Below are 21,156 nucleotides of genomic sequence, written 5' to 3' on the forward strand. Positions count from 1 at the left end.
TGCAACCGGATTTGATCTAATGGGTAATGGGTAATTGGTAATTGGTAATGAGTGCATCAAGACGGACATTCTAATTAAAATCTGTGGACTGCCCGCTATTACCTATTACCCATTAACAATTACCAATTAACACTCAACCTTCATTCTTGGGCGGTGCTGAAGGATTGAGTTCGTTTGCTTTAAACACAACTTCTTTGGCGACTCCAGGGGCTCCGAGTGGTTCGGCTTGTCCGTTATTAACAGCAACCATTACCCCGCCGGCGTTACCTGCTACCACTACTAATTGCTTTTGAGCCCCCCAGGTGCGAACAGTCCCGGTCGGCAAAGTTCCCTCAAACTCTGTTTTACCATCGACTTCAACCTGCATCCACGATTCTGCTTTAAAAGTGACGTTAACCATCACTGGTTTATTGCCAGATTTATTTGAATTTTGACCGGTTCTTACTGCTTCGACAGCCTCGTAACTATCGGGTTTCTGATTTTGTGAGGCTCTCGATGCCTCAGCAGCGGCGCGAGCTTGTTCTTGCTGACCAAGCGCTAGTTCTTCGGCTCCCGCACCGTTTTTTGCGGTAATAGAACCGCTCATCAACTGAGATAAGACATTGACCGAACAGATAATTAGAAATGTGTAAAAGAGGTAGAGGTGCATCGGCCGCAACTGAGGCCCATCTTGCCAGGATAGCTTGGTTCTCGATCGGGGCGGCGGTTCGATCGGGAAAAATTCGGCAAACTGATTTCCGTCCAAACCCATTGCTTCAGCGTAGCGCTTGATCAAACCCTGAGTGTAGACGGGTTCGGGAAGTTGGTCGAGTTGACCGTCCTCGATGGCTTGTAGCAGATTCCGCCGAATCATTGTTACCACGGCTACTTTGTCCAAACAAATAGACTGCTGTTCGCGGTACTGACGGAGTTGAGTTCCAATTTCCGCTAGCTTCTTCTGAGCTGTTTCGGGCTCTTGGGAGTGCCGTTTCTGCTTAGTGGTTTTGAAGAATAAAAACAATAAATTCTTTGTCATATGCTGTGCTCCTGGGAATTTACTGGCACGCTTATTGATGTTAGGTTGACTAGATTCCATAAATAAATAATTTCCGCATCTTCTAGGGGTCGGCAGCAGCCTGGTGGCAATATTGGCGCACCGGGCCGCTGCAATTGAATCGGGCCAATGGCTGTGCGGTGCAGGCGCACCACGGGATATCCCAACTGTTCGGCTGTTCGCCGAATCTGTCGGTTTCTGCCTTCTGATAGAATGACTTCTAACAGAGTTTGGTCTCGCGCGCGATCGATAACTTTAACTTTCGCGGGCAAAGTTTTTCTGCCGGACAAGATAATACCCTGACGCCACGTTTGTAGTATGCGTTCCGGGGGATCGCCGATCACCCAAACCTGATAAGTTTTGGCGATCGAGTGACGCGGATGGGTCAAACAAAATGTCAGCTTACCATCATTGGTGAGCAACAGGGCGCCGGTGGAATCTGCATCTAAGCGTCCTACGGGGTGGATGCCTTGACCGGATCGCAGTTGTGGTGGCAGCAAGTCAAGAACTTTCGATCGGGCCCTTGGATCGCTGCAAGTAGAAACTACGCCTGCCGGTTTGTTGAGCAACAGATAGACCTGTGCGGGTCGATCCGTTGGTTTCACCGGGACTCCATCGACTTGGATGAGATCGCGATCGGGATTCGCTTTTTCTCCTAAGCGAACAATATTGCCATTAACTCGGACTCGTCCAGCTACAATCATCTGTTCTGCAAGACGGCGAGAGGCAATGCCCCACTGGGCCAGGATTTTTTGCAGCCTTTCATCAGACATGACGGGAGTGTGGAAATCCCCAACGAACCAGCGGTGGGGAGGAAACACGACACGGTTAATTGATTAACCGTACTAGCAATGCTCAATTCCTGATTGGGAATAAATTATAATGCTGACCAATTATTACAGGACGCCCAGCCTGGCACAGATTGTCCTTGTGCCCGGTGCAGATTGTCCTGATGGCATTACCCTGAATGCTGTGCAAAAACTACGAAAAGACTCGCGGCAGGCACAGGTTTGCACCGTTGGTTTGCGGCTGGTGTGAGAGGTGTGGGTCTGACCCGACCATAAACCAACACTACCATAAATCCCGTACTCCTGGTTAAATTTATACGCTCGATCGCGAATTTTTCATCGGGATCGCACAACTGGTGAACTACCCAAAGATCCCAAGGGGAGAAAGGTGAGAATTTTTCTGCTTCTGGCGTGGCTGATGCCAGATTTCTGCTTGATTTTGGAGTTAATGGGGCTTGTGTTCATCAACCTGGTTTCTAAGGAAAATCCGAGGTTGACGGCGATATATCTGTGCAGAAACCGGGTTTTTGAGATCGGATGTGCAAGCTCTAGTTAAATTTCTGTGCTTGAATATTAAGGTTTATATTCTGAAATTGTTTATGACTGTCGATCGAAACTCTCTTCAATTTGACAATAGAGATGGCGCTGCTGGCTCTGGTGGGACTGTTAATCTCGACCTTGAGCCGGGGAGACCTTCGCCGAGTCAAGGCAGCCGGATCGCGAGCGCGGTGCTGTCTCCGGCGGTGCAGTTGTGGCTGCGATCGCAAGTTCAGCACGTGGACGAGTTGAAGGTGAAAATTGAGGGGAGCGATCGACAAATCTTCAGCGGTGCGATCCCCAAAGTCACGGCTGCAGCGATCGGTGCTGTGTATAAAGGACTACACCTAACTGAAGTTGCCATAGAGGGCTGCGGCATTCGCATCAACCTCGGTCAAGCTCTCAAAGGCCAACCCCTGCGCCTCCTGGAATCCGTTCCCGTGGCAGGCGTTTTGAGGGTCAGCCAAGCGGATTTGAATGCGTCGCTGAAAGCGCCTTTGCTGGCTGATGCTTTGAGCGAATTTTTGCTGCCTATGCTGCCACTAACAGATAGGGAAAAGTCGCTGAAGTTGCAAAATTCTCAGATCGCAATTGAAGCGGGTTTGTTAACGCTGTCGGCGGCAATTTTGCGCGCTGGCGGTACGCAAATTCCTTTTGTATTGCGGACTGGTTTGCGGATATCCAGCGGTCGCGAATTGATGTTTGAAGAACCAGAAATCGAAATGGATGGAGAATTAAAGACCAGTGATTTCAATGGTTTTAAAATTGATTTTGGGCCGGAAGTTGAGATAGAAGAGTTGATTTTGAGCCCGGGGGAGATTGTTTGTCGGGGAGGAATTAGAGTTTTACCTTAGTTAGTTGACTGTTGACTGTTGACTTTAACCTGGTTCTTTGGTAGAGCCTGGGAATACATACCCAAAGCCCAAAGCCCAATGCCCAAAGCCCAAAGCCCAATGCCCAATGCCCAATGCCCAATTACCGATTAATTAAAAAAGAGTCGATCGCGGGCAACAGTAAAGTCACAAAATAATAGACTAAGGGTGCGGTAAAAACATAACTGTCAGTGCGATCGAGAATGCCGCCGTGACCGGGGATCAACTGTCCCGAATCCTTAACGCCGGCGTCTCGCTTCATCATCGACTCAGTTAAATCTCCCAACAGGCTAGCAACCCCAATCAACAGACCAAAAGCAGCCCCAGTATACGGCCACCCCGGCCAGTGTAAATACCAAGACCCAGCGACTGCCACGGCGATGCTGCCACAAACTCCAAATACCGCACCTTCAACGGTTTTTTTGGGGCTGATGTGGGAGAGGCTAGTGCGGCCGAAGAATTTGCCGACAAAATAAGCCCCAATGTCAGCGGCCCAGATGCAGAAGAAAGCCAGCAGCAGCGAAGTCAATCCTAAAGATATATGGCTGGAAGTTGTCCAAGACGGCGGCGAGGAAATGTTAACGGGCAAATTGCTTGCTACTGCTTGCGAAAGTTGGGTTGTAGCAAGATTGCCGGGGTCGAGGCCGACTCGCAGCCGTACCCAATAGCTGGGCAAATAACCGCCGTAGAACAATCCTAAAACTGAGGAGGCAATATCGGCGATCGTCGATAATTTAGGTTGGAATAACAGGTAGAAACAGATTAAGGTTCCCGCTAAGGGGAACATGGCATCTACGAGTTCCGGTGCTAGGGCGGCAGTAATTAATAGCCCTTGACTGACGGCTAAGGTAGTTTTGGCAGCGGGTGCAATACCTTTAGCCCTGGCTAATTGAAAATATTCCAATTGGCCTAGGTAGACGATGACTCCAAAGCCGACGGTGAAGTACCATCCGCCCATAATAATCATTCCCAAAGCAAGGGCGATCGCAACTATTCCACTCAGGATACGAGACCAAGGCATAAAATGAATTTCTCTTGCAGACGGCGGTGGATCATTCGATTTTGGATTTTGGATTTTGGATTTTGGATTTGAGATTTTGGATTTTTCTAGAGCACGAGTTGATCCCTTGCACAACTAACCCCCATCCCCCATCGGTCATCCAATATCTCAAGTCAGGCGGTCAATCCAGCTATGGTGGCCCCTATTCTTAAGTATGAAGGTTAATTGAACGTAAAAAAGGTTAAGAATTACATTTAGGAATGGGCATAGGGCATAGGGCATGGGGCATTGGGTATGTATTCCCAGGATCTGCCGAGGAACCAGGTTAAAGTTAACTGTCAACTGTCAACTGTCAACTGTCAACTGTCAACTGTCAACTGTCAACTGTCAACTAACTTCTAATCCAGCTTTTCGCCGCTGAGAATAAATATGGGATTGACGGCGGCAAAGGTTTGACTGAGGCCACGAGTCTCCAAGCGGTTGACTGCGGACTGGACTACCTCGATGTTGCGGACTTGTAACTCGGCGAAGCCTTCGGAAAGGGCGTAAAGATTTTCTAAATTCGAGGCTGTGGCGACAACTCTACCGTGGGGTTGCAAGTACCGCCAGACTTCTTGGAGAATCGCTTTAATGGGGCGACCTCCTTCGATGCAGACTCGGTGGGGGGGTTGGGGCAGGTTTGCAAGGCATTCCGGGGCACTGCCTTCTATGACTTCTACGTTGTTGAGCTCGAATCGATCGCAATTTCTGCGAATCAAGCTTGCTACTTCTTCGTCCCTTTCAACGGCAATAATCCGACCTTTGGGACACAGCAAACCTGTTTCTACGGCGATCGTACCAGTACCTGCACCGATGTCCCACACCACTGAATCTGCTTGCAGCCGCAGGTGGGAGATTAATAGCAGTCGGACTTCTCGCTTACTCATGGGAATTCCCGGTAAACGTTCAAATAAGTCATCCGGGATGCCTGGAGTGACGTAGGGCCAAAGCATAGTTATATTTTTGATTTTTGATTTTTGAGTGAAGCAAGACGACAGTTGGAACTCGCGGAAGAAGTAGAAATTCTCCCAATTTCCCCCAAGCCTTAATATTTACTGTCGCACAACCTTGAGAGTTTGGAGGTTTCTATCGCTACAACCTGTGATTTTTCCGCCGGCGGCAAGGATTTGTTGCAGGTAGTCAACGGCTGCTGGCGTAATGATTTCACCGGGCATCAAGACTGGTATTCCTGGGGGATAGGGACAGATGAGTTCGGCGCACAGGCGATCGACTGCTTTGTCTGCAGCTACTATTTCCGCTGGCAAAAAGAAGGCCTCGCGGGGGGAGAGGAGAGGGGGAGAGGGGGAGAGTGGGAGAGTGGGAGATTGGGCAAATCTTCCATCGGACATCGGACTTCTTCTCTCTTCCTTCTTCCTTCTTCCTTCTTCCTTCTTCCTTCTTCCTTCTTCCTTCTCCCTTCTTCCTTCTAAAATCGTCAAAGCTTTAACTAGATTGTCGATATCTCTTTCTGTATTGCCCAAGCTAATAATAAATGTTAGATGTTGAGGCATGGGAAGTTCTGCGGTGACTGCGAGTTCCGAGTGCAGAATTTCATCGGCGGCAAATCCTGTAATTCCTAAATCGGATACTTTTACGGTTAGTCGGGTGCGGTCTAATGCTGCAAAACCAGGTGTATTTAACGGTTCTAAAACTGATAAGCCAGGAATTAGACGGATGCGCGATCGCGCTTTTTCTGCTAGTTGTAAAGTTTGGGTCATTAACTGTTCGCCGTGGAGTGCGATTTGTTGGCGGGCTGCGTCTAGGGATGCTAATAGTATGTAACTCGGACTGGTAGATTGTACTAACTGCAATGCTCTATTTAATTTTTGGATATCTATGCGATCGCCCTTGACGTGCAGCATTGATGCTTGTGTCATTGCACCGAGGGTTTTGTGGATTGATTGTACTGTTAAATCGGCGCCGGCTGATAGTGCTGGTTCTGGCAAGTTTGGATGAAAGTTAAAGTGTGCGCCGTGGGCTTCGTCTACTAATAACGGTATGTTGTATTGATGGGTAATTTGGGCGATCGCCCGCAAATTGCCGCAGACGCCGTGATAGGTTGGGTAAACTATCATTACTGCTTTGGCGTCGGGATGTTGTTTTAGGGCTGCGACTGTGGCTTCTGGGGTGATGCTGTTGGCAATATCCCATTCCGGGTTGTACTCTGGATTGACAAAAATTGGAATTGCGCCGGATAAAATTAAACCAGAAATTGCCGATGAGTGGATATTTCGAGGCAAGATAATTTTATCGCCGGGGCCACAAGTTGCTAAGATGGCGGCGATAATTCCGCAAGTCGAACCGTTGGTCAAAAACCGAGTTGATTGGGCTCCAAATGCTGCGGCGGCTAAGTCTTGAGCTTCGGCAATTGCACCTTCTGGGTTAAAGAGATTGTCTAACTCCGGCAATTCCGGCAAATCCGAACGAAATACTGCTGCACCGAATAAGTCAATTAGGGGTTGAGAGATTCCTTGTCCGTGTTTGTGTCCGGGGGCATAAAATGGGGCGTGTGGGTGATTTGTGCGCTCGCGCAAGGCATCTAATAGAGGTGTTTGTTGTTGAGAGTTTGCTGGTGACACGCTTAATCTTGATTTGAATATTTGGAATTATAGCAACCGCCGAGGTTTCACTGGAGGTTATTAATTGCTGAAACCATTGCTGGAAATTCCCCGATCGCATCGACGGCTGCCTTTTTCCTTGCAATCGCCCACAAGCAACACTGTCTCAATTTCAAACTTCTCTAAAATGACTTAACATCGACTGCTTAAGTATGAAACCCAAACACTTGACAATCCTGTCTACTGCTTTACTTATGATTTGTCTAGGGGCTGTGGTTTCAGTTACAGCACAAAATCCTACCACAGTCTGCGACTATTTTTCAGCCAATATCGGCTTTCGAGTCAATACAACCTGTTCGATAATATCGGCTGCTTTCTTGACTGGACACGCTCGCCCGATCGCGTCTTGGAGGGCGATCGCACGTTTTTTGATTGATACATTAATTGCCGTCGCCCTCGACAAACATGAATCCTCAACATCTAAAAAACTGGTTTACTAAATGCTGTTACTGTTATCCATAAGCTTGCAATATGCTGTATCATCTATGGAAATAGGAGTTAATAACTTCAGAAAAAGTTAATTTTATAAAAATTAACAATTATCTCAGGGAGGATGAAATTGTGAATTATGATGCTATTCATCGAAAAGTTTTAATTTTATCAGCTAATCCTAAAAGAACAACTCCTTTGCGGTTGGATGAAGAAGTGCGAGAAATCAAAGAAGGATTAAAGCGATCGCACTCTAGGGATTTATTTTCGATTGAATCTGCAGAAGCTACGCGATACAGAGATATTCGCAGGGCAATTTTAGACCACAAGCCGAATATTGTTCATTTTAGCGGACATGGATCGGGGGAAAATGGTCTGGTTTTTGAAGATGATACGGGATGTCAAAAGTTAGTTGATACTGAAGCCCTAGCAGGACTTTTTCAATTGTTTTCTGCACAGGTTGAATGTGTTGTGCTTAACGCTTGTCACTCTGAGTACCAAGCTCAAGAAATAGCTAAATACATTAATTATGTGATTGGCATGAGTCAGGCTATTGATGATAGGGCAGCGATTGAATTTTCCGTGGCATTTTATGATGCTTTAGGAGCAGGTCAAACCTATGATTTTGCTTATCAGTTAGGATGCAATGCGATTAGGATTGCGGGAATACCTCAAGAATTTATTCCTCAATGGTATGCTGAAAAAAGTGAAAACTCAGCTCCAAAAACGGCTACTTTTATACCACCAACTGAGTCTTATTCAAATATGTCTAATCAAAGAGATAGAGATAAAAAAATGACAGGCGGACGTAACATCAAGATGGGAAGTGGTGATTACCGTGAGACATCGGTTAATGACCAAGGCAGTTATGTTGAAGGAAATTACTACAATAATTCAGCAGAAAAACAAAATCTTGCTGAAGCTGCTAATGAAATTCAACAACTGCTGGAACAACTCAGCAAAAATAACCGCACTGATACGATGACTGGAAAAATGAAAGTTGCAGGGGAAGCGATCGAGCAAATTGAAAGTAATCCTGCGTTGATGAATCGAGTTCTCGGTGCATTAAAGGCGGGTGGTGTTAGTGCTTTTGAGCAACTTCTAAATCATCCAGCAGCAAGTTTTGTGATTGGTGCTTTGGAAGAGTGGCAAAATAGCAAAAGCTAGGGGAAGCGCGACAACAAAACCTAACACCAAGATTGCAGATTCAGCTAGCTTTCTTTCTGTTGGGAATCGTGATGAGCATCACCTTCAACATAGGTTCCTTGTTCGTTAATAGAGGTTTCCCGGTAATCGCCGCGATCGATTTGAATGTTGCGATCGCCTGCAATTTGGGTATCTCCTTGGGAAACATCTACACTTCCGGTTAGATCGCCACCAACCACTCCACTAATATTTCCCTGGACGCTACTAATGGTAATATTACTACTTTGTTGATAAGTTTCAACATAAAATTTATTCTGCTTTAATGCTGTTTCTAATAAATTTCTCAGATCGACAATATGTTTGTCTTTTTCATTAACGCCTGCCAAAAGTGCTAGTAAATCTTTATAGCTTCCCGATTGTACTTGCTTGTAAATTTCATTATATTCTTGACTGAGGAGCGAACGGTTAACCTCATCGGTGACTTGAGCTTGAAAGTGAATTTTTTCATTGCCTCGTCCTTCAATTGAAAGCACTCGCAATCCTGCTTCTGGATATTTTTCTATTAATTTCTGAAAGGCGATCGCAGCCGCACTGGGATCGACACCTTCGTAGTGAAATAAATCCAGAATTGTATAATTCTCTGCTACTTTCCGCAAATCGACATTTTGAGTTTGGTAGAGTTTTTGAGTTTTGATAATAGGCGCGATAAAATCGGTAAAATCACCGTCTTTGAAGGTTTCATTGCGGTTGTCCGGTTTGCGCCAAGGATCGCCGTCTTCTTTGGTTGCTAAACGCATATAAATGTATTCGCATTTAATCCCCTCAAGTTGGGTATCGAGGGAAATTGCCCAATCTTGAATGCAAGCACCTGTTAAGATTGCATTGGTGAGGTTAGTGCCGTAAAGCTGAGCCTTGACGAGTTTTGCTCGCGTTAAGTTTGCCCCTTCTAAGGTAGCTTCGCTCAATTTTGCATTAATGAAACTGGCATCGGTTAAGTCTGCATTTCGTAAGTTACATCCTCGCAAGTCTAACCCGTCAAAGTTTTGTTCGCGCCCATCTCCTGTAACAAGCAATTGACGAATTTTTTCGTTTTCCAGATAGGTTCCTTCAACTCTAGCTTTATGTAAGTTCCGAGCATTCCGCCAACAAGTCCGAGTTAAATTAGCTTCTCTAAAGTCAGTGTTTCCCAAAACTGCACCTGTAAAGTTTGCATCAGTTAAATCAGCTTTTTCAAACGTCGTTCCTATCTTTGAAGATAAGCTAATAGCAAGGGATTTAAAAAATAGATATTTACGCTCTCCTGCTAAAGCTTTCTGTTGGACATAAAAAACTATTGGTAAGGAAGACAAACTAATAAAGATACCTGAAACTAATTGTTGATAGGTTTCAAAATATATTAAACTACCGCAGGTAATACCCAATAGAATAGCTACTGCACTTAAAGCTAGAAGGATAGGTCTCTTCTGATAAGAAGTAGTTGTAACGATTTCCAAAAGTATAGTAATCTCAACCAAAAATGAAAATCCCGTAAAAAAACCAATAAATATAAAAAATCCAGCCAAGAGTGAATTGAGTAAATTGACAACAGAGTCATTTTCAGGAACTATGAATAACACAATAATTGAAAAGCTTGCGAATAGAATAGTTGAAAACAGTAACGTACTTCTAAAGTCTGCTTTCAGAAGAAAAATAATAACTGTAATACCTATTATTGAGAGCGTTATCCAAGCAAATTCAGCTATAAACCACTTCTCGTTAGATAGCAAATAACCCACCATCCGACTCGAATAGGATAAGATAATTGCTGCCAGAGTTAATAACAACAATAAAATAATAATTATAAACACTTTTACAAGTGGTATAATTCCAGCTAAAACATCAGTAAAATTTGCTCCTACAAGAATAAAATTTTTAAAATTTGCTCTCTGAAGATCCCAATTACTAAAATCTCTATAAGTCCAATTTTGATTTTGAAATTTTTCTCTTAATCTTTTCCTTTTCATTTCTTACGACCTCCAAAAATACGACTAATTACCCATCCCATACCACCTCCTGCCTCATTACAAGGTGTTTCGCTTATTTGATTATTAATAGAATCTAAAAGTCGATTTACATCAGTCTTTAAATTCGGGTTCTCTTGCATAAGTTGTTCTAAACCTTTTACTGCTGGTTGACCAATGCTATATAGAATACACGCTGGATATCTCGGAACATCATTCTTTTCAAGGATAATATCCAGATCCCATTTAGGATTTTTTTTGTACAAATCAATTATAGTTTCTAAAGCTTTTTCTTTACTCTTATCATTCTTGCTCTCATTATAAAGAGTTTCAGCTAGTTCTAACTTTAGTTCAAAATTCATTTTGTCTGTTTTATCTTGTCCTAGCAAATTAATAATAAATTCTTCTTCTCCAACAGATATTAATATAGAAGCTGCTAAACCCACTTGAAGACGATTATCCTTGTTTGATTCTTGGGTAATCAAATCTTTCAATAACTTTATAGAATTTTTGTTTTTTTTGGACATTTTTTGTGCAACAATTATATTTTTTGTGGCAACCTCTATTGGAAAGATAGAATTAGATTCTAGTTTTTTATCAGATTCAAATAAGCTTATTAAATGTTGAAAAGCTATATCATTACCTATTGCAGCAATTTTACCTAATATTATGGCAGCATTCCCTGATTCACTATTTTTGGAATCCCTCATAAGTTCATTCAGAACTGGTATTGTATCTTCAAAATAGCTACTATCATTAGCATATTCGCTGAAAATATCTAAGGATTCGAGAGCTTGTGTGCTCATTGAATTTGTGTTTATTTCAGGTGTAGAATCACCATTTTCTGAATTTGTATTACTTGTTGTTTTTTCTTCTAAATTTAGAATATTAGATACCTTGTTTGTTTCTAATTCTTCTTTGAGAATATTAATAATATTTTTTGTCGGATTTTCCCTAATGTATGCCATCGCAGAAGCAGCCAAAAAACGATTTACCAAATCTTCTTCTTGATTGGCTGCTTCATTAAGAATTAATCTTATCTCATCAATTGGAACTTGTTCTCGTTTTTCTCCTATAAGTACACTATCAATCCTATAAATGTTAGGTTTATCAATACAGCTACGTGATTTACAGTTTTTTGGCTCTTTTTGAAAATCTAGCCAATTTTTATGAAAATTTTCAGCATAAATTTTTCTTGCTAAAAAGATAGCAGCCCGGTATCGAGTTTTCTTGTCTAGATTTTCATCAAAAATAGCGGATTTAATGATTTCAAAGTTCTTGGATTTAATATATAAGACATCTTGTCCCTGTTCAATTACGTTTTCTGGGTCACTTATTACCTCCACAAATGCTTGTTCATAAGTATCAGAATCATAGGAAACTTGAGTAGTATTAGCTTGAGAAACTTGAGTTCGAGGTGTCCACAAAACTTTAGCCGTCTTCGGCCCAACAATTCCATCGGGCTTCAAACCATGATAATTTTGAAACCGAATAACTGCTTCACGAGTTTCTTTTCCAAACACACCATCTACTTTCTTAACCGGAAATCCCCAATTATTCAACTGACTCTGAAGTTGACGAACTTTTTCCCCTCGACTTCCCATCTTAAGAACTCCTGAACTGGCTAATGACTGGCAAGTTTTACCAGAGTCCAAAGCATTGCGAGTTTGTTCTCCCACAACTCCATCCACTCTTAAACCATGAGTTTGTTGTAGTTTTTGCACAGCCGCTTTCGTAATTTTTCCATAATAGCCCGTACTTCTAACACGCTGAGGAAAACACCCAGCTTGTTTGAGATCATTCTGCAATGCCACAATATCTTGACCTCGACTTCCTCTAGCTAATAATTGTGCAGCGAGTACAGGATGTAAATCGATCAGAGGAGTAAGAATCAAAATCAAAATCAGTAAACCTGGAATAGCGGAAATCTGAATCTCAGGAACTTCTGACTGTTCCTCCTGTTTTTCCCAGATTAACCAAGCTTGAATGCACCCTAACGTATCCATCCGATTTCTTCCTTTCTCTATTCTCTGTTATGCCAAGGAACAATAAATTACTATCGAGCTTGCTTTACGCAGCTTACCACACCTTCCCCATTTCGCACCTGGCCAAAAGTTAAGTTTTTACCTAGCAATACTCCGGACAGTTTTTGATACAGAGGCCCAAACCCTCATTCTACCGTTAGCATTTGACCTCACTGAGAAGGCTGAAACCCGCATCCTGCCGTTATTTATTGAAAACAGTCCGGACTATTGACCTAGCATAACAGCTAGTCTAAGTAGACTTAGCCACCTTCACAAATCTTTTCAAACTTCACTTTACTTCATGTATCCTCTTTCGATCGTCAATTTAACCTGTTCCGTTGTCCATTCTGAACTTGCAGAAATCACCGAATTAATATATTCCGTTGAGGCGGTGCATCTTCACTGGCTAAAAACGCAGCCAAGGCTGGCAAGGCTTTTCGGAGGGCGATTGTGCGATTGCGCGATTTTAAATTTTAGATTTTAGAATTGCTCCCACGGGCTGTAGAGCTCGCAGGTAATGAGTAAGCTACGCTTTTTTCAAGGGTTCACGGCCTGTACCGCGGGGCTGTGACCAAATTGCTTTCGGTCAGCATAAAAAATCAAATATAGATAAACCCGGTTGCTGTCATCTACTCCAAAAAGCTGATTTAAAATGCTACAAAATATCAATTTTAATATTTTCACTATTTAGATAGATGTCGTTTTTTTAGTTTTTTATCTACGATGATTGTATCGAGTTATTAATAGAATTGCCGTGATTTTTCCCAACCCTAGTCCATTTCCAGGGCCGCAGATTCCCAGTACCGAACCGGGGTTCCCGACTATACCCGCATCGCCACCAGTGCCGGGCCCGGTACCCGAACCGATTCCCGGCTTCGTACCGGAACCGGTACCTGCGCCAATTCCGCAGCCAATTCCCGAACCGGTGCCGGAAACTGTACCCTCTCCAATTCCTCAGACAGTGCCGGAACCTATTCCTCAGACAATCCCTGAACCTATTTAAATTATGTTTTAGTCGATCGCGAAATTTAAGATTGTTTGTCAGGTCGATCGCAAAAACCGGCTTTCTCCAAAGTCCCCAATCTTTTTGATGAATATCAGACTTGAAAAAACTCGGTTTTTGCGTAGATTATCGATTACTTGAAGTTGAGCGCAGTCTCTTTACAAAGGTCAACAGCACCCAAAGCAGTCCATTTGCCGTCCTCGTATTCGGCCATGACATCAAAAACACAGCCCGCATCCGAACCCTCGTAGTCAGCTCGATCCCACTCAAAATCTGCCTTTTCCCGATCGGCAATCGGGGCCGGCAACTCGTTTTTTCCCCAAGCCTCCTTATCGGGAGGAGACATATAGACGGCTGTCATCGTCTTGCCGCTGTTGTTAATCACCGAAATTGTGACCGTCTGAGCGAAAACGCTAGCTGCTGTGAGCGCTAACAGAGGCAGCGACAGCCCCGCAGCCATCGTTACTTTGCTTAACCACTGGTTAACCATTGAGCCATCTACCTCAAGTTGTATATTTATTCAAGCTTAGCTATGGAAGTTATAACACACAAGTCAGATATATTGCTATTCCTTATGATATTTTGAAACAGTGATATGTTTCTAAATAGCTATGCTTACTGCCGGAATTGTCGGACTGCCTAATGTTGGCAAATCTACTTTGTTTAATGCTCTGGTTGCTAATGCCAAGGCGACTGCTGCTAATTTTCCTTTCTGTACGATCGAGCCAAATACGGGTATCGTGGCAGTGCCAGACGAACGGTTGAAGGTGCTGAGCAATATTTCCAATTCCGTGCAAACTGTGCCGACGCGGATGGAATTTGTGGATATTGCCGGTTTGGTGAAGGGGGCGAGTCAGGGGGAAGGACTGGGAAATCAGTTTTTGTCTCACATTCGGGCCGTAGATGCGATCGTCCACGTTGTCCGCTGTTTTGAGAATGACGATATCATTCACGTTGCGGGTTCTGTCGATCCGATCCGAGATATTGACATTATCAATCTCGAATTAATTTTAGCAGATTTAGCTCAAATTGAACGCAGGCTCGATCGCACTCGCAAGCTAGCCCGCAACAACAAGGAAGCTCAGGCAGAAGTGGATGTGCTCGAAAAATTAGTCGTGGTTTTGAATGCGGGGAAACCGGCGCGGCAGTACAATTTCACAGATGAAGAAGCTGAATTAGTTAAAGGTTTGGAATTACTCACCAACAAACCAATTATCTATGCTGCTAACGTGTCTGAGGACGATTTAGCAACCGGAAATAGCTATGTCGAACAAGTGCGGGAAGTAGCAGAAGCAGAAAATGCTAAGGTTGTCATAGTTTCGGCGCAAGTTGAGTCAGAATTGGTGGAGTTATCCGAGGAAGAACGAACGGATTTCCTAGAATCTCTGGGGGTAAAAGAAGGTGGCTTGAAATCTCTGATTCGAGCTACTTACGAATTATTGGGTTTGCGGACTTATTTTACTAGCGGGCCAAAGGAAACTCGCGCTTGGACAATTATTGCCGGAATGTTAGCACCGCAAGCTGCGGGGGTGATTCACTCGGATTTTGAACGGGGTTTCATCCGGGCCGAAACTGTAGCATATGAAGATTTGGTTGCTACGGGCGCGATGAATGCGGCTAAGGAAAAAGGCTTAGTTCGCAGTGAAGGAAAAGAGTATGTTGTACAAGAGGGGGATGTGCTGTTGTTCCGATTTAATGTTTAGCTTTTTTTCGAGGAGGTTGCCAAATGAAGCTCGACATCTTTTCGGTGGCAATTGCTTGGCTGGTTAATTCTGTGAGCTTTTTTATTCTTTCCAAGTTGCCCATCGGGGTAGATATTGACAGTTTTGGAAAAGCTATGATTTCGGCTGCCGTGTTTGGATTGCTGAATGCTTTTGTGCGGCCGCTTTTTGTGGGAAATTTTGGACCAGTTGCGTTGCCAACTTATAGCTTGTTTGCGATTGTTATCAACGCTGCTATGTTTGGATTGGCGGCTTGGCTAGTCGAAGGATTTCGGTTGCGGTGGGGAATTTGGAGTGCAATGCTTGGGGCGATCGCCCTCGGTTTTATCAACTCTTTGCTCTATGAGCTATTGCGGACTCTGCCTAGTTTTCGCTAGTTATAAGTCATCAGTCATCAGTTTGGCAATTACTTTGTAGGGTGCGCAGTGCGCACCTTAATGCATTCTTAGCTGCATTAAAACTGGTTTCCAGGCGATTTACAGCTTACCCCCAACAGTTCGAGGGCTATTCCGAAAGTCCGCCAGGGGTTTAAACCCCTGGCTAATAGCGAAAGTCCGTTTTAACGGACTGCTAATATTAAAACAATGCACAAGTTTACAGAAAATATTTTATAAAAGTTCGATCGACCTCATTAATTTTAGTTGAAATTCAGTCGGGTTCAACCGACTTTTGCTATGAGGCAGGGGTTTAAATCCCTGCCGGGCCTCCAGACTGCACGACTTTTCTAATATTGATGTCCTATGTCAGAACAACAACCAAATCCTGTTGAAGTCAACAGCTTTACCAACTGGTACTTACACAAAGACAGCCTTTGTGAAACAGCAAAACATACAGTTGAGGTACTGTTAAAATCTGCTGGCACTTCTGACATTGATGAAGCAAATCGGATACTGTCAACCTGTAATGAGCTGAAGCTGTCCAACAATCAAATATCAGACATTACCCCCCTGCAATCTCTGACTAATTTGACAGAGCTGGATCTAAACAACAATCGAATATCAGACATTACATCGCTAAAATCTCTGACTAATTTGACTCATCTGAATCTAATACACAATCGACTATCCGACATCTCTGTTTTGGAATATTTGACTAATTTGAAATATCTAAGTTTAGAAGAAAATAAAATATCTGATATCGCACCCCTGCATTCTCTAACTAATTTGCAATGGCTGGGTCTAAACAACAATCAAATATCAGACATCACACCCCTGCAATTTATGACTAATTTGACGGTGTTGTTTCTGTGGGAAAATCAAATATCAGACATCACAACCCTACAATTTTTGACTAATTTGAGGTACTTGTTTTTGTCGGAAAATCAAATATCAGACATCACAACCCTACAATTTTTGACTAATTTGAGGTACTTGTTTTTGTCGGAAAATCAAATATCAGACATCACACCCCTACAATCTCTGATTCATTTGACTGAGCTGAAGCTGTCCAACAATCAAATATCAGACATTACATCGCTAAAATCTCTGACTAATTTGAAGTGGCTGTTTTTGTCTAGCAATAAAATATCAAACATCATATCCCTGCAATCCCTGACTAATTTGGAAAATCTGGGGCTGGGCAACACTCTAATCTCAGACATCACACCCCTGCAATCTCTGACTAATTTGACTCATCTGGATCTGGTATACAATCAAATATCAGACATTACACCCCTGCAATCTCTGACTAATTTGACTCATCTGAATCTGAACGACGATCGAGGAATATCAGACATTACACCCCTACAATCTCTGAAGAATTTGACTGAGCTGAATCTGTACCAAAATCAAATATCAGACATTACACCCCTGCAATCTCTGACTAATTTGACTCATCTGGATCTGAACATCAATCAAATATCAGACATCACACCCCTGCAATCTCTGACTAATTTGACTCATCTGAATCTGGGCCGCAATCAAATATCAGACTTCGCACCCCTGCAATCTCTGAAGAATTTGACTCATCTGGATCTGTTATACTATCAAATATCAGACCTTACACCACTGCAATCTCTGACTAATTTGACTCATCTGAATCTGAACCTCAATCAAATATCAGACATTACACCGCTAAAATCTCTGACTAATTTGACTCATCTGAATCTGGTATACAATCAAATATCAGACATTACACTGCTAAAATCTCTGACTAATTTGAAAACTCTGTATCTGTCTTACAATGCAATATCAGATATCGTACCTCTCCAATCTCTGATTAATGTGACTCATCTGCATTTGGAGAACAATCAAATATCAGACATCACACCGCTCCAATCTCTAACTAATTTGAACAGTCTGTATCTGGAAAACAATCCAATCTCAGACATTACTCCTCTAAAATATTTGACAAATTTAACTGGACTGACAGTGAGCTTGACACCCGAAGATCGGAATTTCATCGAAATTTGCCGTCACAATTGGGGAACTCTCGCTAACTCGACAAGGCCGCTCGATCCTGCCAAAGCTTCAACCGCCATTAAAGCTGTCTGCGCAATTATCGGTTTAGAAGTTCCTGAAATAACTTTTTGCACCAGCCCTCACGAAATGGTATCGCGAGTGCAAATTCCGAACCAATTTCAAGAGAATGAGATCGAGCAACTTAAAAAACAGCTAAAAGATGCTTTGCATCCTTTTATATTAATCGCAGAATTAGGCTGGGAACTTTGGAGGTCGATCGAATGGGAAGAACAGCTAAAACAACAATTGCAATCGGTTTTTCCCAACTCTTGGAAATACTCGTGGATAGTTACTCCAAAATACCTCCTTAAGGTTCTGGTTATTGCTGATTTCTGCGTTTCTGGCTTGGGAATGGTTTTAGAACCAGATGCGCAGAAACTTTTTGCAGCAGTCAAACAGCTTTTAGTAGAATGCGGCTGGATTTTTATGTTTGAAAATACCTGTATTGTATGCGCTCGCCCCATCAAACTTTCTCTCGATCGCGAATCCCGCCTCCACGCAGAAGGAGAAAGCGCGATCGAATTTGCCGACGGCTACAAAATCTACTCGTATCACGGCGTAACCTTACCTGAAAAATACGGCGCAATTCACCCGGAATTATGGCAATCCCAATGGCTGTTAGAGGAAGAAAACGCAGAACTCAGGCGAGTATTAATTCAAGGAATTGGTTATGCTAGAATTTGTCAAGAATTGCAAGCTACAGAATTAGATTGCTACCAAGAATACACGCTGCTCAGAATTGATGCCGATATTGATGGCTTCAATCCTGACGATTTTGAAGGTGATGATGGTGCTCCGAAAAAAGAAGATATTTATTTATTAAAAATGACTTGTCCGAGTACGGGATTTATTCATGCTTTGCGAGTGCCGCCAGAAATGACATGCGCTCGCGAAGCAATTCGCTGGGTAAACTGGGATATTGACTCAGAGGAGTTTTCCGTGCAAACTTGAAAGCGCAAGAGCAAAAACGCAAAAAGTTAGCCTGTGCATTTCCCGAGTTGCGCTGTACTTTTGGAGGTCGATCGATCGTTCCCGATATTGCTGTTTTTGAATGGTCGAGAATTTCGCTTGACGGAGATGGAGAAATTGCCAACCGCTTTGAAATTCCACCCGATTGGATAATTGAAATTTTATCACCAGACCAATCTCCCAATAAAGCGATAAAAAAAATTATTTTCTCTATCAATCGCGGCACTAAATTGGGTTGGTTTGCCGATCGAGCGCCCTGACAATTTCATCAAATTATTGACTTTCCGACTGCTGCGCCTCCAGCCAAGCCAGCAAATCCTCCCCAGTAGCAAAATCCAACAGCGCCTCACTCAAATCTTCGAGTACCGGCAAGGGGAGATTGGCAAGGCGCGATCGTATTTCCTCCGACACTTCCTGTTGTAAGCGACGGGTTAATTGTCGGACAATCAGCGCGCAGGCTTCTGCCTGTCGTCCTTGCTGCAGTCCTTGCTGCAGTCCTTGCTGCAGTCCTTCGACCTTAGCTTCTTGATAGAAGCTCGTTTCCTGCAGCGTAATTCCCAACATCGATTCCACCTGTGCTCGACTCAACTGTGTAAATTTGTATGCCATAATAGTTGTCAATAGTTCTATTATGTCACGGCTGGCTTCTGGTGCAACTTCTTGCTGCACTCGGCTCAGCAAATACCTTGCTTCTGCTGGCGCTTGAGTCTCCTCGACAGTCGTCAACACCATCAGCGCAATTCCCAAAGGCAAGGCGCGAATATCCCCCAACTCATCTAAGCACACCCGATGCACTTGATTGCTGTTGAGCAGAGCTCGATAAGGATAAACATCGCTTTGTTCAATACTGCGAGATGGATAAATCACCACAGCTTGCCAATCGCTATAACGACTGCGATTGCGGTAAAAATATAAAAACGATTCGCCAAACAACCGTTCGTAAAGTTGTTCATCTTTCTGAAACTGAACTTCACAAAAATAGACGATGCCTGCACCATCTGATTCTGGTGGCAAGAATACGCCCTCAATTTCAAATTTAGGTTCTTTGACTGCCACCGAGTCAAAGCGATAATTGGCAGCATTTGCTGGAGTTGTAGCCAGTAGATCGAACAGCAAAGTTGGCGCTTGCCCGAACAGTTTGTAAAAGATTGAATCTCGTCGCCTGAAATATTTGCACTTAAAGATATCGATTATAGCCTTTTTCAGTTAGGTGATATCCACCCGCTAATTTGTAATATCATGTCCGGTGGATCGACCGCGTTCAAACCTTATCGATCGCGGGCGAAGCGAAGCGGAGGGAATCGATCGGACATGATATAATTGGTAATAGTCAACTATCAACTGTCAACTGTCAACTGTTACTGCATCAGCCTTCGCAGTAGTCGATAAATTGTTCTGGAACTAAGCGCAATTCGCCCGATCGAAAGCGCTCGATCGGCATCCAAAATGCAGTATGTTCTCCATCTCCGTCTGCAAAATCCAGACTCTCCAATTCATAAAATTTGGAATCAACAAAATCGCACTGGTATAGTTGTATTAATTCGTGTCCCGCTTTGCCATTATAAACAAAGAAGTTTTCCAAACAAGCCAAATATTTAATGTTTGTCAACTCTGCTTGAATTTCTTCTTGAAACTCTCTTTGCAAAGCGTCGATGCTGTGTTCTCCGAATTCTAGGCCACCGCCCAGAGCTCGGTAAAAGGTGTCTTGTTTGACCGGATATTCGCATTCTGACACGAAAATGCGATCGCCCGATTGAATTAATCCTAAAACAATTACGCGAATTGTACCTTTTTGCATAATTAGTTATCAGTCATCAGTCATGACGCATCAACACCAAAACAAAAGAAACCGGGTTCCGACTTCGCCCAACCAGCAGGTTTTTTGCCGTTGATGCGGGCTGTAACGAAGTATGATGCAAAAAACCCGGTTCATTACTACCCGTGCGTAAGTTCTATATTACTCAGCAATCATCACTCATTATCCGTGTATCCGTGTCATCCGTGTCGTGCCAACGTTTAATTATCGGCGGCAAAAGCCTCTCGACGGCGACTGTTGTCAACGGGCCAGTCTGTATTTTCCCCGCCAATAATGAGTTTTTCAATCGTTACGAATTCTTTGCTCAGTTGCTGGAAAACATTAATCAAAACATCGAGGCCAATTGCATCGCTAGTGCCCAAATCAAACCAGCAGCGAGCCCAAGAACCTTGATACTCCATTTCTCCCATATTGTGCATCAAAGCCATCATGCTTTGGTCTGCTAGATTAACATCGTAATTCATATCACTGATGTCTAATCCTTCATCTTGAACTTGCAAATTTTCCGCATTAAATCCTCCCAGTTTTCCCAAGAAAAACCAAGAGTCAAACACTTCTTCAACATACTGTTTTTCACCGTTTGAAGGCACGTTGCTGAACTTCAGCCAAATCCAGAGGTCAAAGGGGTTAAACTCGCGAAACTCTACTTGCATCAATTTTATCAAATAAAGGGAATGGAATTGCAGGAATGGGATTGCGGGA

19 protein-coding genes and 1 pseudogene are annotated in these 21,156 nt (G+C 43.3%); 9 read left to right on the forward strand and 11 right to left on the reverse strand.

Annotation, left to right across the window (positions count from 1 at the left end; all coding sequences use genetic code 11):
* Positions 1 to 133 precede the first annotated feature (133 nt).
* Positions 134 to 1,015 carry a RodZ domain-containing protein gene (locus tag QUB06_RS08195; protein WP_333434875.1) on the reverse strand — a complete coding sequence of 294 codons (882 nt, stop codon included), beginning with the start codon at positions 1,013 to 1,015 and terminating at the stop codon, positions 134 to 136.
* Complete coding sequence (locus QUB06_RS08200) at positions 1,012 to 1,806, reverse strand: pseudouridine synthase (protein ID WP_333434931.1); 795 nt, start codon at positions 1,804 to 1,806, stop codon at positions 1,012 to 1,014. The genes QUB06_RS08195 and QUB06_RS08200 overlap by 4 nt, the downstream gene beginning before the upstream one ends.
* Positions 1,807 to 1,915: 109 nt before the next feature.
* Here QUB06_RS08200 and QUB06_RS08205 point away from each other — a divergent pair, with 109 nt between their 5' ends.
* Both QUB06_RS08205 and QUB06_RS08210 read left to right on the forward strand, forming a co-directional pair.
* Entirely contained in the window at positions 1,916 to 2,071 is a 156-nt protein-coding gene (locus QUB06_RS08205) for a hypothetical protein (protein WP_333434876.1), read from the forward strand.
* A gap of 349 nt (positions 2,072 to 2,420) precedes the next feature.
* Positions 2,421 to 3,212, forward strand: a complete 792-nt coding sequence (locus tag QUB06_RS08210) for a DUF2993 domain-containing protein (protein WP_333434877.1) — start codon at positions 2,421 to 2,423, stop codon at positions 3,210 to 3,212.
* Between the two features lie 121 nt (positions 3,213 to 3,333).
* Here QUB06_RS08210 and QUB06_RS08215 read toward each other — a convergent pair whose 3' ends face one another.
* From QUB06_RS08215 to QUB06_RS08225, 3 genes are all read right to left on the reverse strand, one after another.
* Entirely contained in the window at positions 3,334 to 4,251 is a 918-nt protein-coding gene (locus tag QUB06_RS08215; protein WP_333434878.1) for a phosphatidate cytidylyltransferase, read from the reverse strand.
* 377 nt (positions 4,252 to 4,628) lie between these two features.
* Positions 4,629 to 5,222 (reverse strand): precorrin-6Y C5,15-methyltransferase subunit CbiT, encoded by a 594-nt coding sequence (gene cbiT / locus QUB06_RS08220; RefSeq protein WP_333179209.1) that lies wholly within the window; start codon positions 5,220 to 5,222, stop codon positions 4,629 to 4,631.
* Between the two features lie 99 nt (positions 5,223 to 5,321).
* Positions 5,322 to 6,848: an aminotransferase class I/II-fold pyridoxal phosphate-dependent enzyme gene (locus QUB06_RS08225; RefSeq protein ID WP_333434879.1), complete on the reverse strand. Its 1,527-nt coding sequence runs from the start codon at positions 6,846 to 6,848 to the stop codon at positions 5,322 to 5,324.
* 191 nt (positions 6,849 to 7,039) lie between these two features.
* Between QUB06_RS08225 and QUB06_RS08230 the strand changes: the two genes are divergently transcribed.
* Entirely contained in the window at positions 7,040 to 7,327 is a 288-nt protein-coding gene (locus tag QUB06_RS08230) for a hypothetical protein (protein WP_333434880.1), read from the forward strand.
* A 121-nt stretch (positions 7,328 to 7,448) separates the two neighbouring features.
* Entirely contained in the window at positions 7,449 to 8,483 is a 1,035-nt protein-coding gene (locus QUB06_RS08235) for a CHAT domain-containing protein (RefSeq protein ID WP_333434881.1), read from the forward strand.
* A gap of 44 nt (positions 8,484 to 8,527) precedes the next feature.
* Here QUB06_RS08235 and QUB06_RS08240 read toward each other — a convergent pair whose 3' ends face one another.
* Both QUB06_RS08240 and QUB06_RS08245 read right to left on the reverse strand, forming a co-directional pair.
* Complete coding sequence (locus tag QUB06_RS08240; protein ID WP_333434882.1) at positions 8,528 to 9,976, reverse strand: pentapeptide repeat-containing protein; 1,449 nt, start codon at positions 9,974 to 9,976, stop codon at positions 8,528 to 8,530.
* A 485-nt stretch (positions 9,977 to 10,461) separates the two neighbouring features.
* Positions 10,462 to 12,468: a peptidoglycan-binding protein gene (locus QUB06_RS08245; protein WP_333434883.1), complete on the reverse strand. Its 2,007-nt coding sequence runs from the start codon at positions 12,466 to 12,468 to the stop codon at positions 10,462 to 10,464.
* Between the two features lie 772 nt (positions 12,469 to 13,240).
* Between QUB06_RS08245 and QUB06_RS08250 the strand changes: the two genes are divergently transcribed.
* A complete protein-coding gene (locus QUB06_RS08250; protein WP_333434884.1) occupies positions 13,241 to 13,489 on the forward strand; it encodes a gamma-aminobutyric acid A receptor, epsilon-like protein in 249 nt (82 codons plus the stop codon).
* Between the two features lie 133 nt (positions 13,490 to 13,622).
* Here the strand turns inward: QUB06_RS08250 and QUB06_RS08255 are convergent, their stop codons facing one another.
* The gene (locus tag QUB06_RS08255) at positions 13,623 to 13,979 is read right to left on the reverse strand and encodes a hypothetical protein (protein WP_333205857.1); all 357 of its coding nucleotides are present in this window, start codon (positions 13,977 to 13,979) and stop codon (positions 13,623 to 13,625) included.
* A gap of 121 nt (positions 13,980 to 14,100) precedes the next feature.
* Here QUB06_RS08255 and ychF point away from each other — a divergent pair, with 121 nt between their 5' ends.
* The 4 genes and pseudogenes from ychF to QUB06_RS08275 form a co-directional block, all read left to right on the forward strand.
* Positions 14,101 to 15,192 carry a redox-regulated ATPase YchF gene (gene ychF / locus QUB06_RS08260; RefSeq protein WP_333434885.1) on the forward strand — a complete coding sequence of 364 codons (1,092 nt, stop codon included), beginning with the start codon at positions 14,101 to 14,103 and terminating at the stop codon, positions 15,190 to 15,192.
* A gap of 23 nt (positions 15,193 to 15,215) precedes the next feature.
* On the forward strand, positions 15,216 to 15,587 hold the full coding sequence (locus tag QUB06_RS08265) for a phage holin family protein (RefSeq protein ID WP_333434886.1): 372 nt from the start codon (positions 15,216 to 15,218) through the stop codon (positions 15,585 to 15,587).
* A gap of 363 nt (positions 15,588 to 15,950) precedes the next feature.
* Positions 15,951 to 18,620, forward strand: a complete 2,670-nt coding sequence (locus QUB06_RS08270) for a leucine-rich repeat domain-containing protein (RefSeq protein WP_333434887.1) — start codon at positions 15,951 to 15,953, stop codon at positions 18,618 to 18,620.
* Positions 18,617 to 18,886 (forward strand): annotated as a pseudogene (locus QUB06_RS08275) (Uma2 family endonuclease); the annotation flags it as partial. The gene QUB06_RS08270 and the pseudogene QUB06_RS08275, both read left to right, overlap by 4 nt.
* A gap of 25 nt (positions 18,887 to 18,911) precedes the next feature.
* Here QUB06_RS08275 and QUB06_RS08280 read toward each other — a convergent pair.
* The 3 genes from QUB06_RS08280 to QUB06_RS08290 all read right to left on the reverse strand — a co-directional run bounded on the left by QUB06_RS08280 (position 18,912) and on the right by QUB06_RS08290 (position 21,107).
* The gene (locus tag QUB06_RS08280) at positions 18,912 to 19,844 is read right to left on the reverse strand and encodes an Rpn family recombination-promoting nuclease/putative transposase (protein ID WP_333434932.1); all 933 of its coding nucleotides are present in this window, start codon (positions 19,842 to 19,844) and stop codon (positions 18,912 to 18,914) included.
* Positions 19,845 to 20,004: 160 nt separating this feature from the next.
* On the reverse strand, positions 20,005 to 20,436 hold the full coding sequence (locus QUB06_RS08285; protein ID WP_333434888.1) for an NUDIX domain-containing protein: 432 nt from the start codon (positions 20,434 to 20,436) through the stop codon (positions 20,005 to 20,007).
* 218 nt (positions 20,437 to 20,654) lie between these two features.
* A complete protein-coding gene (locus QUB06_RS08290) occupies positions 20,655 to 21,107 on the reverse strand; it encodes a DUF3531 family protein (protein ID WP_333434889.1) in 453 nt (150 codons plus the stop codon).
* Between the last annotated feature and the right edge of the window lie 49 nt (positions 21,108 to 21,156).

Source organism: Microcoleus sp. D2_18a_D3 (genome assembly GCF_036702455.1).
Classification (GTDB): Bacteria; Cyanobacteriota; Cyanobacteriia; order Cyanobacteriales; family Microcoleaceae; genus Microcoleus.

Excerpts from the sequence above, each read along its gene's own strand:
- QUB06_RS08195 (WP_333434875.1), bottom strand. The coding sequence starts at position 1,015 with ATGACAAAGAATTTATTGTTTTTATTCTTCAAAACCACTAAGCAGAAA.
- QUB06_RS08200 (WP_333434931.1), bottom strand. The coding sequence starts at position 1,806 with ATGTCTGATGAAAGGCTGCAAAAAATCCTGGCCCAGTGGGGCATTGCC.
- QUB06_RS08205 (WP_333434876.1), top strand. The coding sequence starts at position 1,916 with ATGCTGACCAATTATTACAGGACGCCCAGCCTGGCACAGATTGTCCTT.
- QUB06_RS08210 (WP_333434877.1), top strand. The coding sequence starts at position 2,421 with ATGACTGTCGATCGAAACTCTCTTCAATTTGACAATAGAGATGGCGCT.
- QUB06_RS08215 (WP_333434878.1), bottom strand. The coding sequence starts at position 4,251 with ATGCCTTGGTCTCGTATCCTGAGTGGAATAGTTGCGATCGCCCTTGCT.
- cbiT (WP_333179209.1), bottom strand. The coding sequence starts at position 5,222 with ATGCTTTGGCCCTACGTCACTCCAGGCATCCCGGATGACTTATTTGAA.
- QUB06_RS08230 (WP_333434880.1), top strand. The coding sequence starts at position 7,040 with ATGAAACCCAAACACTTGACAATCCTGTCTACTGCTTTACTTATGATT.
- QUB06_RS08245 (WP_333434883.1), bottom strand. The coding sequence starts at position 12,468 with ATGGATACGTTAGGGTGCATTCAAGCTTGGTTAATCTGGGAAAAACAG.
- QUB06_RS08255 (WP_333205857.1), bottom strand. The coding sequence starts at position 13,979 with ATGGTTAACCAGTGGTTAAGCAAAGTAACGATGGCTGCGGGGCTGTCG.
- ychF (WP_333434885.1), top strand. The coding sequence starts at position 14,101 with ATGCTTACTGCCGGAATTGTCGGACTGCCTAATGTTGGCAAATCTACT.
- QUB06_RS08265 (WP_333434886.1), top strand. The coding sequence starts at position 15,216 with ATGAAGCTCGACATCTTTTCGGTGGCAATTGCTTGGCTGGTTAATTCT.
- QUB06_RS08270 (WP_333434887.1), top strand. The coding sequence starts at position 15,951 with ATGTCAGAACAACAACCAAATCCTGTTGAAGTCAACAGCTTTACCAAC.
- QUB06_RS08285 (WP_333434888.1), bottom strand. The coding sequence starts at position 20,436 with ATGCAAAAAGGTACAATTCGCGTAATTGTTTTAGGATTAATTCAATCG.
- QUB06_RS08290 (WP_333434889.1), bottom strand. The coding sequence starts at position 21,107 with ATGCAAGTAGAGTTTCGCGAGTTTAACCCCTTTGACCTCTGGATTTGG.